Source organism: Pseudoalteromonas sp. SG44-8 (assembly GCF_014164125.1).
GTDB classification, from domain to species: domain Bacteria; phylum Pseudomonadota; class Gammaproteobacteria; order Enterobacterales; family Alteromonadaceae; genus Pseudoalteromonas; species Pseudoalteromonas rhizosphaerae.
The window spans coordinates 48,453-62,742 of record NZ_JACJEQ010000024.1 but is presented as its reverse complement, the minus strand read 5'-3'; the positions used below and the strand labels follow the sequence as shown (position 1 = coordinate 62,742).

General features: G+C 40.3%; 16 protein-coding genes. 12 read left to right on the top strand and 4 right to left on the bottom strand.

Features of this window, described 5'->3' with window-relative positions:
- Positions 1–73: 73 nt before the first annotated feature.
- Both H5163_RS16255 and asnS read right to left on the bottom strand, forming a co-directional pair.
- Positions 74–1,615 (bottom strand): methyl-accepting chemotaxis protein, encoded by a 1,542-nt coding sequence (locus H5163_RS16255; RefSeq protein WP_182732096.1) that lies wholly within the window; start codon positions 1,613–1,615, stop codon positions 74–76.
- Between the two features lie 169 nt (positions 1,616–1,784).
- The gene (gene asnS, locus H5163_RS16250; RefSeq protein ID WP_182718872.1) at positions 1,785–3,182 is read right to left on the bottom strand and encodes an asparagine--tRNA ligase; all 1,398 of its coding nucleotides are present in this window, start codon (positions 3,180–3,182) and stop codon (positions 1,785–1,787) included.
- Positions 3,183–3,469: 287 nt separating this feature from the next.
- On the opposite strand from asnS, the gene H5163_RS16245 reads away from it, so the two are divergent.
- Positions 3,470–3,904, top strand: a complete 435-nt coding sequence (locus H5163_RS16245; RefSeq protein ID WP_145233300.1) for an AAA family ATPase — start codon at positions 3,470–3,472, stop codon at positions 3,902–3,904.
- A gap of 54 nt (positions 3,905–3,958) precedes the next feature.
- Here the strand turns inward: H5163_RS16245 and bioA are convergent, their stop codons facing one another.
- Positions 3,959–5,248, bottom strand: coding sequence for an adenosylmethionine--8-amino-7-oxononanoate transaminase (gene bioA, locus H5163_RS16240; protein WP_182735541.1), 1,290 nt, complete (start codon positions 5,246–5,248; stop codon positions 3,959–3,961).
- A gap of 95 nt (positions 5,249–5,343) precedes the next feature.
- Here bioA and bioB point away from each other — a divergent pair, with 95 nt between their 5' ends.
- From bioB to htpX, 5 genes are all read left to right on the top strand, one after another.
- Positions 5,344–6,384 (top strand): biotin synthase BioB, encoded by a 1,041-nt coding sequence (bioB, locus tag H5163_RS16235; RefSeq protein WP_182735540.1) that lies wholly within the window; start codon positions 5,344–5,346, stop codon positions 6,382–6,384.
- Between the two features lie 55 nt (positions 6,385–6,439).
- Positions 6,440–7,594, top strand: a complete 1,155-nt coding sequence (locus H5163_RS16230; protein ID WP_182735539.1) for an 8-amino-7-oxononanoate synthase — start codon at positions 6,440–6,442, stop codon at positions 7,592–7,594.
- A complete protein-coding gene (locus tag H5163_RS16225; protein ID WP_182735538.1) occupies positions 7,591–8,409 on the top strand; it encodes a methyltransferase domain-containing protein in 819 nt (272 codons plus the stop codon). The genes H5163_RS16230 and H5163_RS16225 overlap by 4 nt, the downstream gene beginning before the upstream one ends.
- Positions 8,410–8,427: 18 nt before the next feature.
- Entirely contained in the window at positions 8,428–9,111 is a 684-nt protein-coding gene (gene bioD / locus H5163_RS16220; RefSeq protein ID WP_182735537.1) for a dethiobiotin synthase, read from the top strand.
- A gap of 139 nt (positions 9,112–9,250) precedes the next feature.
- Positions 9,251–10,114, top strand: coding sequence for a protease HtpX (htpX, locus tag H5163_RS16215; protein WP_033103426.1), 864 nt, complete (start codon positions 9,251–9,253; stop codon positions 10,112–10,114).
- Positions 10,115–10,187: 73 nt separating this feature from the next.
- On the opposite strand, the gene gloA is transcribed toward htpX, so the two are convergent.
- The gene (gloA, locus tag H5163_RS16210; RefSeq protein WP_145233310.1) at positions 10,188–10,715 is read right to left on the bottom strand and encodes a lactoylglutathione lyase; all 528 of its coding nucleotides are present in this window, start codon (positions 10,713–10,715) and stop codon (positions 10,188–10,190) included.
- 368 nt (positions 10,716–11,083) lie between these two features.
- Here gloA and H5163_RS16205 point away from each other — a divergent pair, with 368 nt between their 5' ends.
- The 6 genes from H5163_RS16205 (at position 11,084) to H5163_RS16180 (ending at position 14,207) form a co-directional block, all read left to right on the top strand.
- Positions 11,084–11,500, top strand: coding sequence for a hypothetical protein (locus tag H5163_RS16205; RefSeq protein ID WP_145233313.1), 417 nt, complete (start codon positions 11,084–11,086; stop codon positions 11,498–11,500).
- 108 nt (positions 11,501–11,608) lie between these two features.
- Entirely contained in the window at positions 11,609–12,277 is a 669-nt protein-coding gene (locus H5163_RS16200) for a hypothetical protein (RefSeq protein ID WP_182735536.1), read from the top strand.
- Positions 12,258–12,809, top strand: a complete 552-nt coding sequence (locus tag H5163_RS16195; protein WP_182735535.1) for a hypothetical protein — start codon at positions 12,258–12,260, stop codon at positions 12,807–12,809. Before H5163_RS16200 ends, H5163_RS16195 begins: the two co-directional genes overlap by 20 nt.
- A 106-nt stretch (positions 12,810–12,915) precedes the next feature.
- Positions 12,916–13,386, top strand: coding sequence for a DUF4304 domain-containing protein (locus H5163_RS16190; RefSeq protein WP_182732087.1), 471 nt, complete (start codon positions 12,916–12,918; stop codon positions 13,384–13,386).
- 110 nt (positions 13,387–13,496) lie between these two features.
- Entirely contained in the window at positions 13,497–13,778 is a 282-nt protein-coding gene (locus H5163_RS16185; protein ID WP_145233317.1) for a hypothetical protein, read from the top strand.
- Between the two features lie 123 nt (positions 13,779–13,901).
- Positions 13,902–14,207, top strand: a complete 306-nt coding sequence (locus H5163_RS16180; RefSeq protein WP_182732086.1) for a hypothetical protein — start codon at positions 13,902–13,904, stop codon at positions 14,205–14,207.
- Positions 14,208–14,290 lie beyond the last annotated feature (83 nt).

Below are 14,290 nucleotides of genomic sequence, written 5' to 3'. Positions count from 1 at the left end.
GGCTGATGGCTGATGGCTGATGGCTGATGGCTGATGGCTGATGGCTTACAGCTGACGACTGACCGCTTTGTCTTCAACTACTTTTAAAACCAATTCTAAAACCGCCCCAGTGTTTGCCATTTACATAAATGGGTACTGATAGGTCATGTAAAATTTCACCGGTATCTCGTTTGTAGGTCTGTAGTAAAAAGCTCTCAGTGTGGCTACCACAGCGGCTGCCGGTGGCATCGTTGAAAATACGTTTAGTGCGGTTATTCACTAAATCTTGTTGGTAATTGCCAGTTAGTGGCTGGCTGTAGCGCTTATTGTGGGTAGGGAAGTAACCTTTTTTGTCTACGGCACCAGCAAAAAGAATTTTGTCATTTTCAAGAATAGGCTCTTGAATTGGCGGTAAAATTTTATCGGTTAAAGTATCGTATGGTGTTGTATATTTTGTCGGGTTAGTATTTTTAATTGCTTGATATTCTTGTGAGAACAACTGCTTTTCAGTTAATTGCTTCGTTTCTAGCAACTCAGTAAATTTTACCGCGATTGCATTGCTTGCCGTTGTTGCTGCATTGAGTATAGGCTTGAAAAAGGCATTGTGTTCAACTTTACTGAGCTCTCTAAAGATGGTTTCAGATCCTATCGATAACATAGCTGCTTGTGATGAAATTGAGTTACCTTTGGTTGCTATTTCAGCTAGCAAATGGCTGATACTTGATACAGAGGTATTTATTTGTGTGGTTGCTTGTTGAAAAGCAGATACTGCTTGCTGCATGTTTTCTAAGGTTGATGATGAGTCTGTAATATCATGATTTATTGTTAAAAATGCTTGGGTAACATTTTCGAGTTCGGTTTTCACTTCATCACTTTGTAAAGAAACCTGTTTCATATCATCATTTGTTTGCACGCTATTAGTATTGATCTCAGTTAGCATCTGTGCAATTTGTTTAGTGGCTTGATTGGTTTTATTGGCAAGATTACGTACTTCATCGGCAACTACAGCAAAGCCTCTGCCTTGTTCACCCGCTCGTGCTGCTTCTATGGCGGCATTTAATGCCAGTAAATTAGTTTGCTCAGCAATGGTTTGAATAACTTGGGTAATGCTTTGAATATCAGTTGCACTTTTTAACAATAAATCTAACTTACTTGCGACGTTAGTAATTGAGTTAGACAACGAATCAATTTGTTGTGTGGCTATTTGCAAGCGTTGCTCTGCTGATGTTGATGCCTGAGATGTTTGCAACATTGCTGCATTTACGATGGTGATACTATTAGTGAGTTCACTACTGTTATGGGATAACGCCTGTGTTGCAGCGCTAACCGATTCGCTTTCACTGTAACAACCATCAATTTCTTTAGTTAGGCTATCTACATAGAATCCGACTTCTGCTGCACCAATTGCATTTTGAGAGGTTGCCACTGTGATGTTTTGAGCAACATTGCTGAGTTGGGGCTGTTTATTAATGTCTGACGCAGGGTTTGGTTTTTTGTCAGTTAACTTGGCTGTAAAAGCGAATAGAGCAGTAAAAATTGCAATGATTAGCGCCGCGACTATCGATAGTTGCTCGAAGTAATATAGAAAACCAATACTGACAGCGAAGAGTGTATAGCATAGCGATTTTAAATTCATTCCATTGACCTTTGTTGAGTTGTAATTTTCAGTCTTAAATATAAAGCACAGAAAATCAATTAATAAAAGGTCTAATAGGGAAGTCGACTGATTGACTTAGCAAACAAAAAAGCCAACCCTAAGGTTGGCTTTTGCAGTAATCTATTGCAGTAATGAGCATCAACTCATTTTAGTAAGTTGCACTGCCTTTTGTACGTGGGAAGGCAATAACGTCACGTACGTTGCCCATACCAGTTACATAGGCAACTAAACGTTCGAAACCTAAGCCAAAACCAGAGTGTGGTACTGAACCGTATTTACGTAGGTCGCGATACCAGCTGTAGTCTTCTTTGTTTAAGCCCATTTCTTCTAAACGTGCATCAAGTACATCAAGACGTTCTTCACGCTGTGAACCACCAATGATCTCGCCAATACCTGGCGCTACAACGTCCATTGCAGCAACGGTTTTGCCGTCTTCATTTTGGCGCATGTAGAATGCTTTAATATCACGTGGGTAGTTTTTAATAACCACTGGTGCTTTAAAGTGCTCTTCTGCTAAGTAACGCTCGTGCTCAGATTGTAAGTCAACACCCCATTCAACGGCGTATTCAAATTTCTTACCACAGCTTTTAAGAATTTCTACTGCATCAGTGTAATCAACTTGTGCAAAATCTTTCTCAACAAATTCTTCTAGGCGCGTGATAGCTGTTTTCTCAACACGTTGAGCAAAAAACTCCATATCATCACGACGTTCTTCAAGCACCGCTTTGAACACATACTTAAGCATGTTTTCAGCAAGTTTGGCGATATCTTCTAAATCAGCAAACGCAACTTCTGGCTCGACCATCCAAAACTCTGCCAAGTGGCGTGAAGTATTTGAATTCTCTGCACGGAAAGTCGGGCCAAAAGTATAAATTTTTGACATCGCTGAGGCGTAAGTCTCACCATTTAACTGACCTGATACAGTAAGGAATGCTTCTTTACCGAAGAAGTCTTCGCTGTAATCAACATCGCCTTTATCTGTACGTGGCAAGTTTTGCATATCAAGCGTTGATACGCGGAACATTTCGCCTGCACCTTCACAGTCACTTGCGGTGATGATAGGGGTGCTGATCCAGTAATAACCTTGCTCATGGTAGAAACGGTGAATAGCTTGCGCTAAACAGTTACGTACACGTGTTACCGCACCAATCATATTGGTACGTGGGCGAAGGTGAGCGTGCTCACGTAAATACTCAATGCTGTGGCGTTTTGCCGACATTGGGTATGAGTCTGGGTTTTCTACCCAACCAAGTACCTGTACGCTATTTGCTTGAATTTCGAAAGATTGACCTTGGCCTGCTGATTGTACTAAAACACCAGTAACTGACACAGAGCAACCGGCTGTTAGGCTAGTAACTTCATCATAATTATTTAGTGAATTAGGTACTACCGCTTGAATAGGATCAAAACACGAACCGTCATGAACGGCTAAAAATGAAATTCCTGCTTTTGAATCGCGGCGTGTACGGATCCAGCCTTTAATTGTTACTTGGCTGTCTACCGCAACCTTGCCTTTTAATAGCTCTGAAATCGCTAAGTGGCTCATCTTCACTCCAATGATATAAGTTGCCTACATTAATATGTGCGCTATTGCACTTGAACGGTGTATCTTACCTTTGAATGTAAAATAAAAAAACATTCAAAAGTAACTCTTTGCTTATTCTTTTGCATTTTTGTGGTTTTTTGTCGTTTAAAACCTAGAACTTTAATTTTTTGTGATAAGAAACAACTTAGATCAAAATTTAAAGGCGATTTTCACTGCGATAAAAACGGGTTTTGTGGCATTATATGCAATTACGATATTTAAACTAACTTGCTAAACATATAGGTATTATGAAACAAGTCTTTATTTTACGTGGTTTACCAGGGTGTGGTAAGTCTTATTATGCGCAAAACCTAGCCGATGAAATGGTAGCGGGCGATCAAAGCCAATACTTAATTTGTTCGACCGATGATTATTTTTATAATGAGCAAGGGGAGTATCAGTTTGATAAGTTCAAACTGTCGCAATACCACAATTTAAATTTAGCTCGTTTTATAAATGCGTTAGCGCAAGAAATCCCACTTATTATTGTTGATAATACTAACATCAAGAAATGGGAATTTATTGCTTATAGCCAAGCCGCTGTTGCACTAGGCTACCAAGTTAAAGAAGTGATTGTGGGTGAAGTAAAAGACAAATCAATGCAACACCTGTACGCCAAACGTAATAGCCATAACATTCCACTGAAAATGATCAGCAAAATGGCTTATATGTTTGAGTGGTAATAATTACCCAAATTACGATTAGGTTGGGTAATTATTTGGGGTCTTGATGATATGCTAATAATGTTTTCCGGCAATTGCGGCGTAAATGGCGTTAGCTAATGTGGTGATATCGCCTGAACAACTAATATACGGTGGCATTAAATAGATAAGCTTACCAAAAGGGCGGATCCATACATTTTTACTAACAAAGAAAGCTTGTATCTTTGCTACATCGATAACAGTATCGAGTTCAACCACACCAATTGCTCCTAACGTTCTTACATCAACAACATGCTCAAGATCATTACAACGGTGTAATGCTAGCAGCGCATCGTTTAGGTGGGATATTTGTGCTTGCCAGTCTTGTTCAAGTAATAAATCAATACTCGCACAAGCCACTGCGCAGGCCAATGGATTGCCCATAAATGTTGGGCCATGCATTAATACCCCAGCTTCACCTTCGCTGATACCAATGGCAATTTTATCTGTGGTTAATGTTGCAGATAACGTCATCATGCCACCTGTGAGTGCTTTACCTATGCATAAAATATCTGGCTCAATATCAGCATGTTCTACGGCAAATAGCTTACCTGTGCGGCCAAACCCTGTGGCTATTTCATCACAAATTAATAATACACTGTAACGATCGCATAGTTCACGCACGGTTCTTAAATACTCAGGATGATAGAAGTTCATTCCCCCTGCATTTTGTACAATTGGCTCGATGATAAAAGCTGCAACATGCTGATGATGTTCTTCGAAATACTGTGCAAGGTGGTGTGCTTCTTGTTTATCGAACTGTTGTCCAAACTGAGTCTTTGGTGCAGGCACAAATACATGCTCAGGTAAAAAGCCTTGGTATAAAGAGTGCATTGAATTAATAGGATCACATACGCTCATCGCAGCGAAGGTATCGCCATGATAGCCTTTATAAGGCGTCATCAGTTTTTGTTTGCTGGTTACTCCTTGACTAAGCCAATATTGCAAAGCCATTTTTATCGCCACTTCAACACTTACCGAGCCGCTGTCGGCTAAAAATACTTTTTGCAACTTACTCGGGGTTATTGCAACCAGCTTTTTACAGAGCTCTACTGCTGGCTGGTGGGTTATGCCACCAAACATTACATGGCTCATTTTATCTACTTGCTCAACCACTGCATTTTTCAATACCGGATGACCATAACCATGAATAGCACTCCACCAAGAGGCCATACCATCTATTAGCACTTCGCCGGTGGCAAGGAAAATTCGATTATCGCGAGTGTGGCTAACAGGGTATACAGGCAACGGCTGGATCATTGATGTGTATGGATGCCAAATATGTTGACGATCAAAATCAAGGTCAATCGATTGTTTTTTATTCATTCGTAAACTCAATTCTATTTAGGTTCGTTGACAATGTTACGGCAATACGTATTCTAAGCCAATAACACCAAGAGCAAAAAATAAAAGAGAGTATTATGGAGCTTGCAACTGTTCGACACGATTGGACCCACAGTGAGGTGAAAGCCTTATTTGAAATGCCATTTAACGATTTATTGTTTAAAGCCGCCTCTGTGCATCGCGCTAATTTTAATCCAAACGAAGTACAAATTTCTACGTTGTTATCTATTAAAACCGGTGCCTGCCCAGAAGACTGTAAATATTGCCCGCAATCGGGTCATTACAAAACTGATTTAGAACGCGAGCGCCTAATAGAAGTAGAAAAAGTGGTAGAGCAAGCGCGGTTAGCAAAACAAAAAGGCGCCACCCGTTTTTGTATGGGGGCTGCATGGTCAGATCCAAAAGACAGAGACATGCCATACATTTCGCAAATGGTAAAAGAAGTAAAAGCCCTTGGCCTTGAAACCTGTATGACTTTAGGCATGTTAAATAACGAAAAAGCCCATGAACTGCGCAGTGCAGGGCTTGATTACTATAACCACAACCTCGACACCTCACCTGAATACTATGAGCAAATTATATCAACTCGCACCTTTCAAGACCGCCTTGATACTATAGGTAATGTGCGAGACGCTGGTATGAAAGTCTGCTCCGGCGGTATTGTGGGTATGGGGGAACAAGCAAGCGATCGTTATGGCTTATTAATGCAGTTAGCTAATTTACCCCAGCAGCCAGAAAGCGTGCCAATTAATATGCTAGTAAAGGTAAAAGGGACACCGCTTGAAAACGTTGATGACTTAGATCAGTTTGAGTTTATTCGTACCATTGCCACAGCACGTATTATGATGCCGCATAGCTACGTACGTTTATCGGCAGGGCGCACAGCAATGAACGAACAAATGCAGTCAATGTGCTTTTTTGCCGGTGCTAACTCTATATTTTATGGTGATAAACTTCTAACTACAGAAAACCCAGAAGCCGATACCGACATGCAATTAATTAAAAAGCTCGGGATGAACCCAGAAACACGCCACGATTATTCAGATGAAGCCGTTGCTGCGTCTTTGTCATCGCAAGTGGCTGATAAAGCAACCGCAGAATTGTTTTATGAAGCGTAAAGTGCTCAGTACTAAGGTAATGATTTAAAGTATCGCGTTGAAGGTTAAAGCATTTATGTCATTTGAATTTATTAACACCCATTTAGATGAACGCAAAGCACAGCAGCTATTGCGTAAACGCTATGTAGTACAAAGCGCAACGGCGCGCACTATTACGGTTAATGATAAAACCTACCTTAACTTTGCGAGTAACGATTACTTAGGGTTTGGCGATTCGCCGGTGGAGTTAACCAGCGCGCCATTATTAGGTAGCCACAGCTCAGCACTAGTAACGGGTTATCAACAACCACAGCAAGCGCTTGAGCAAGCTTTATGCAGTGCTTTGGGTTATGAGGCAGGCATGTTGTTTAATTCGGGCTTTAGCGCAAATAGCAGTGTTATTAAAGCCTTGTTTCAAGATAAAGCGACAGCGCAACACAGTGCGATTTTTCAAGATAAACTCAATCACGCCAGTTTAATTGATGGCGCATTACACGCCAACGCCGCGTTAATACGCTTTAACCATAACGATATAAACCATTTACGCTCACGGCTAGAAAAATCAAAAGCGCGCAATAAGCTCATAGTTTCTGAAGGTGTGTTCTCAATGGATGGTGATACCGCGCCAATTAAAGCGCTATTTACCTTAGCAAAGCAGCATAACGCCTGGTTAATGATAGACGACGCCCATGGTTTTGGTGTTTTAGGAAAATCGGGGCTTGGCAGTTGTGAAGCCTTAATTGCAGCCGACACCTTGCCCGATATTTTAGTGATCACCTTTGGTAAAGCGGTTGCGAGTAGTGGGGCGTGCGTATTAGGTTCGCAGCATTTTATAGACTACATGCTGCAGTTTAATCGTGATTATACCTACTCAACCGCTATGTCACCGTTTATTGCCTCACATACTTTAGCGCGTATTAAAAGCATAAGAGACGCCAACAACAGGCGAGCCAAATTAAACGCTAATATTGCGCTGTTTAAATGTTTAGCAAAAGAGCAGCACATTGCACTAATGGATTCTAATACCGCGATTCAACCGATTGTTTTAGGCTGCGCCGAGCAAACGTTAAAAGCCAGTGAGCAACTAAAGCAGCAGGGCATTTGGTTAACGGCTATTCGCCCGCCAACTGTTTTACACAATACCTCGCGTTTGCGTATTACCTTAAGTGCAGCCCACACCCATGAGGATATAAAACAACTCGTTGGTAGTTTACAAAAGGTCATTTCATGATAAGCCCGCAGGCAATTAAAACTAAGCCACTTAGCCCTACAAATGTGTGTATAGCTGCTCAGATTTTAAAAAAAACCACAGCACATAACTTTTCAAAAGCAGCAAACAGTTACAGCCAGCATGCCAATGTGCAAAAACAAGCCGCGAATGATTTATTTAAACTCATTACTGCAAACCCTAAAAAGCTCTGTGTTGACCTAGGCGCAGGGCCGCTTGTTAATACTCAGGCTTTAAAGGCATTATTTGGCCAAGTTGTTGCCATAGATTTAAGTTTTAACATGCTAAAAAGCAGTGCCTTAAACACCCCTAAACTGTGCGCCGATATGGATAACTTACCGCTGCAAGCTAACAGTATTGATGTGCTATTTAGTAATTTTGCGCTGCAGTGGTCTGTTAATTTTGAAACCTTAATGCACTCGCTTTACCAAGTATTAAAACCAGGCGGGCAAGCCTATATTAGTACGGTTGTTGCAGGGTCATTAAACGAAATAAAAACTGCCTTTGCTGCGCTTGATTCACACAATCATATTAATCAGTTTGCAAGCCATAATAATATAAACCAATCGGTCGAAAAGGCCGGGTTTAAGATCAACACCTCAAAAAAAGTCATTTATACCGATCAACACAGCAGTGCATTAGCGGCTATAAAATCGATTAAAGCCATTGGTGCCACCACACAAAACCACGCAACAAGTCGTCGTGGTTTATTAACTAAATCAGCGCTAAAAAAAGTCTGTGATGCCTATCCGCTTGCAAACAATAAAGCCCATGTATCTTACCATGTGGTATTGTTATCATTAGAAAAAGCCCAGTAAAAATAATAAGGCCATGCCATGAACCAGTTTTTTATTACCGGTACTGATACCGACGCCGGTAAAACTCATGTAACCAGTTTGCTATTAAAGTTACTCGCACAACATAAAAAGCGCGCAATAGGCTTTAAGCCGATTGCCTCTGGGTGTGAAATGGCATTTGAGCAGCTCGTAAACGCCGATGCACTAATGCTGATGGAAAGTGCCACAGTCAGCGCTAAATACGACATAATTAACCCATTTGCATTTGCGCCGCCAATAGCTCCCCACATAGCTGCAGAGCAAGCAGGTATGAACATAACAGTAGAGAAGCTCAGCATGGCTTATCAACATGTTAAGCAACAAGGCGCAGATTACCTGTTAACAGAAGGCGCGGGCGGCTGGGCATTACCAATTAATAATAACGAGTATTTATACGACTGGGTAAAAGCAGAGCAACTGCCAGTAATATTAGTGGTAGGGATGAAACTAGGCTGTATAAATCATGCATTACTCACTGCTGCACACATGCAAAGTATGGGTGTTAATTGTGTAGGGTGGATTGCAAACCAAGTTGATGCCACTATGGATGAATACCAAGCAAACCTAGCTTCACTGAAAACACGTTTACCATTTCCACTGCTTGCCATTAGCCCATACACAGAGCAAACCCCTAAATTACAAATTTATAAAACCCTGCTTGAAAAATTATCCATAAATCCATAAATAACCCTTGTGTTGTGACATAGTTTGTCACAGAATAGCGCTGACGTTATGACATAGTGTGTCATAACGCAGTGATTGCTCAAAGCCGATCAAACATAGTAAATCGCTCAGCAATAAATGTTATTTTTGGAGAACTCGTATGAAACGTGTATTTTTGTTTTTATTAACTAACCTCGCGGTTATGTTGGTATTAGGTGTGGTGCTTTCAATCATAATGAGTGCGCTGGGCTTAAGCCATCGTAGCCTTGGCGGAATTTTACTAATTGCGACTGTATTTGGTTTTGGTGGATCGTTTATTTCGTTATTTATGTCGAAATGGATCGCAAAAAAATCAACTGGTGCGCAGGTGATCACCCAGCCTCGTACCGAAACCGAACAATGGCTGGTAAGCACTGTGGCTGCTCAAGCTAAAAAAGCCGGCATTAACATGCCAGAAGTGGCGATTTACGACAGCCCAGAAATGAACGCCTTTGCAACCGGCCCAAGTAAAAATAATTCGTTGGTGGCGGTAAGTACGGGTTTATTACATAACATGAGCCAAGATCAAGCAGAAGCCGTACTGGCGCACGAAGTATCGCATGTTGCTAATGGCGACATGGTAACGCTAACGCTTATTCAAGGTGTGGTTAATACTTTTGTTATTTTTGCCGCGAAAGTGCTGGCTGGCATTGTAGATAACTTTATCAATAGCGATGAAGAAGAGGGCGGCAGCAGCTGGACTTACTTCTTATTCGATATGTTATTCCAAGTATTATTTGGTGTATTGGCAAGCATAGTGGTTGCCCATTACAGCCGAAAACGTGAATTTGCAGCCGATAACGGCGCAGCTCAGTTGGTAGGCGCAGATAAAATGCGTTCAGCCCTTGAGCGATTAAAGCAAAACCACCCATCGCAATTAGAAGGCTCAATGATGGCCTTTGGTATTGCCAGTGGTAAAGGCATGGCTGAGTTGTTTTCATCTCACCCACCGCTTGACGCACGAATAGACGCACTACGTCGTTAAAAAAATTCAAGTTTTTCACAGTACTTGTAAACAAAAAGCCTGCATTTGCAGGCTTTTTTATTTTTAATGGTTTTTATTGCGATTGAATAATCTCAGTAATGCCCTCCGGCGAGAGTATTTCAATCCAGTAACCGTCTGGGTCTTTAATAAAGGCAAGGCCTTTCATTGAGCCGCCATCTGGCTGTTTTACAAACTCCACATCGTACTTAGCAAAGCGCTCGCACGCTGCATATACATCAGGCACACTAATACCAATATGGCCAAAGCCTTTTGGTTCTTCATTACCACTATGATAACCGCTAAAGCTGTCGTCGTTTTCAGTGCCCCAGTTATGGGTAAGCTCAATGAGTGCAGGGCGGCGAAACACCCACTGGGTTTTTTCTTTATCATCACCCTTTGGCATGTCTTGTTCGTAGCCTAAAAAGTACAAAGTAAACTCCATACCAGGAAAGTCATACTTTCCTAATAGTTTCATGCCCAATACGTTTTCATAAAATGCCAGCGACGGTTTTGGATCTTTAATACGCAACATAGTTTGCTGCATCACATAGCCTTCAGTGGCCTGTGCAATTTGCTCTGGAGATTCATTATAGCTAGACATGAGATAATCCTTAATAAAATGACTGAAAAAACCTTAATGGATTTAAAAAGGCAGGGTGTGCGCTCATCATAATCAACAGCAGCAAAAATTAAAACCACCGAGCTAAATTACCAGCCAGTGAGCTGAATGTTTTATAAGCAAAAAAATGGCATATTTAGCGATACTGTTTATTTATACAGTTCTTGATGTTTTGTCCAATATTACTGATCACCACCATTTTGGGGTATTTCTGCATTTATGAAGTATGACCTGAAGTTAACTAGCTGTTTACAGGTGTTTATTTGAGGGCTAAGATAAATGCAATGTATATATGGACATTTGTCGGTTTATAAAACGACAAATGTCGTAGACAAAGTTGTTAAATGCCTATGAAGAAAATCATCGCTAATATTTTTACCAGCGCCATTTATTCCTCGTTCTTGGGTAGCGTGGTGGTCTTTATTGGTATGGTTGCATCGTTCTTGGCTGGTGGGTGGGATTTTATAGGTGGCGCAATTGGTGGAGCTATACTGTTTTACTTTATTACAGCTATTTTTTCATGCGTTATAGCAACAGTTGTTGCTGGGCCAATTTACGTTGTACTCACTAAATATAAGCTTGCCAACTATTACACGGCATTTTTGCTAGGTCTTACTGTTACATTCTTTTGCTTTGGGTTTTCCACCTCGCTAGAGAATCTATATTGGAATTTGGCCGGTGGTATTACTGGTTTGCTGTTCCACTACCACTATATTAATAAGCCTAGTTGGGTGGGGAGTCCGCATTTAACAAAGCCATCAAATTGACGTCTTTTCCGTCGCTTTTTTGGTGGTTTAACGCTACGCTACCACAAAAAAAATCAACTACAAAGCCGCAATTTATGGCGGCGTTAAATCATATTCAAGGATTGGTGAATGCATCCAGAATTAAATGATGTTCACATTAATATGAAGAGTCTAGGTCTGGGAGCTTTGGCTCACGCAAATTGGCATGCAAACTTTCATAGCTATGAAAATGACAAATGGTATGAACTATCGGTGTTGCAAGCCGCTCATGCTGCTGAAATTTTGGTAAAAGCAAGAATAGCGCAAGAACACCCTTTGCTTATTTTCGAACAAATCCCTCGTTCAACACAAGTGGATGGTTCAAAACTGGACTTTAAAGCGCTAGTGCAAAAGGCTAAAACCATACAATATTCTGATTTACCCGAAAGACTATGGGCTACAACGGGTATAAAAATACCAAATGTTGGGCTATTTAAATCATTTGGTGCATTAAGAAATTCAATTCAACATTTTGCTTCACCTGGAAGTTTCGGTTGCGGAACAATAGGGTTTATCTACGATGTAATTGATCCTTTCATTAACGAATGTTGGGGGCTTTATGCTATCGATTACTGTGAAGATCATGAACCCTATACATACTTAATTGAAAATTTGGTTCGAAACGATACCAAATTTCTGGTGTCTCCAGATTGTATTGGTAGTTTAAAGCATGTAGATTTTGTGTGGTCAAGTTCGAGTTACAGAGCGGAAATGAACAAGAGTTTTCGGTTGGCTGGGTATGTCGGCAATGATTTATAACAAGGGCAGTCAATCGGACAAATTGGTGTTTACGCATTTTGCAAATAAACGCGAAATCCGCGCCCACCAATTTGCCGTTGCTGCTAGCGTTATGAGCCATATGAATAACTTACTAATTTGTAGCCTGATAATTCTGTTGGTTAGTTGCACAACCATAAAAAATGTTTCAGATAGTTCTCAATTTGAAGGTGACATAGGCATAAAGTATTTAGAAAAGAACGCTTTCATTTGCACTGTTGATAATAATGCAATGTTTACGAAAGGCTTACCCGTTAACGAGCTATATGAAAACCATGGTTTCAAATCCTGTCCTCGCGGAATGGATGTTGCGTCCCTTCTAAAGGGGGCTGAAATTAAAGTTTCAGAGGCTTCTCATAGCTCACACTTCGGTTTAGTGTCTTATACAGATCATTGGTATTTTGTTGGTTCCGCCGACATTGGCGGTAAAATGGTGAGTTTTTATTACTACTTAGGGTTAACTACTGATGGAAAACCTCCTGTGAGCTATAAGAATAATTTGTTGTGGCACTAGCAAAAGCTCATAACAAGGCCAGCCAGCATCGCTCCCTACGGTCGCTGGACCTCGTTTCACTCGGCCGCTGCTGGCGGCGTTATATGTATTTTTGAGGTTGTACTATATGTCGTCGATTATAAGTAAAAAACTTCAAGAAGCATTAAAAGCTCAATTCAAAGCTTTTGGATTTAAAAAGAAAGGGGCTTCTTGGGCTTGTGCTGAGGGTGAATTAGCAAAGTGGTTCAACATCCAATGTTCTCGGAACAGCGGTTGTGTTTACTTTAATGTTGGTATCTATTTTCAAGCAACAAAAGAAGTAGACTACCCAAAAGAACTAGATTGCCATTTACGCTTTCGATTTGAGCAGCTGTTAAGTTCTGATGAAGAAATTAGAGATTTTTATAGGCTGTCTGATTTTGAGTCAGGCCTAAATACAGAAGCTAAAATTACAAGATTAACAAATCTTATAGCCTCTAAACTTATTCCATTTTTTAATCAGTATAATAGCGTTACTGATATTTTAAATTCTGACAAAATTAGGCCTCATATGTACTGGAATAACGGTAAAGAGATAGCAATTAAGCTTTGTGCTTAATACATATAACTACAAGGGCTTTAAATTTGACTCCAAAAGCGCTCATATTTTTTGCGGAGCAAAAACCAAAGCCAGCTTTTTACGCAATTTAAGCGGGCGTTATATGCAAAATGAATGAATCTAGCATTTATGCCAAATTAGAGTTTTTAAGAGATCAATTTATCAATGGTAAATTGATGCCTTGCGTTGACATTAAATTAGAAATAGATGGTCAAATATTTACCCAAAATGTTTGGCTAGAGCCACATGAATTAGGTAATGTGGTAGTCGTTATGTTGGCAACTAACAAGCTCTTTATTTCTAATAAATATTGTTTAGGTTTAATCCAAGCAAATGACGGGACAAATGAGCTTTTAAGTAATGAACAACTATGGGAAATTGGCATCCCGTAAATTGCATATAACTATAAGCCAATCAAGCGGGACTAAAAATAGTTTGCTCGGTTTCGCTTCGCTACACATTTTAGCCAACCATTTTTTGCCTGTTAATTAGGTGTTATGTTTACAAGGAAAGTTATGTATAAATTATCTATTTTAGTATTTTGTCTAGCTATGGTCGGATGTGCTTCAACTTCATCCTCATATGATGGGATTGAAGGTAGCTCGTTTGAAAATGCAGTTGTTTTTCCTAATGCTAAAAGTAGCTTTGATGGTATACCAATGGAGAATCAATGGCTGCAAGAGAAGTATCCAAACTTTAAAAAAGTAAGTCAATCTATGCTCTCCAACGGCAATGATGTATACGATGCTATAACCATTGAAACATCAAATGGCGAAACTAAAGTGGTCTATTTCAAAATGACTAGTTGGTTTGGTATGTAAACATAACAATCCAATAAAGTCGGGACTGCTAACAGTTTGCTCGGTTCCACTTCGTTTCACATTTTAGCAAGCTATTATCAGCC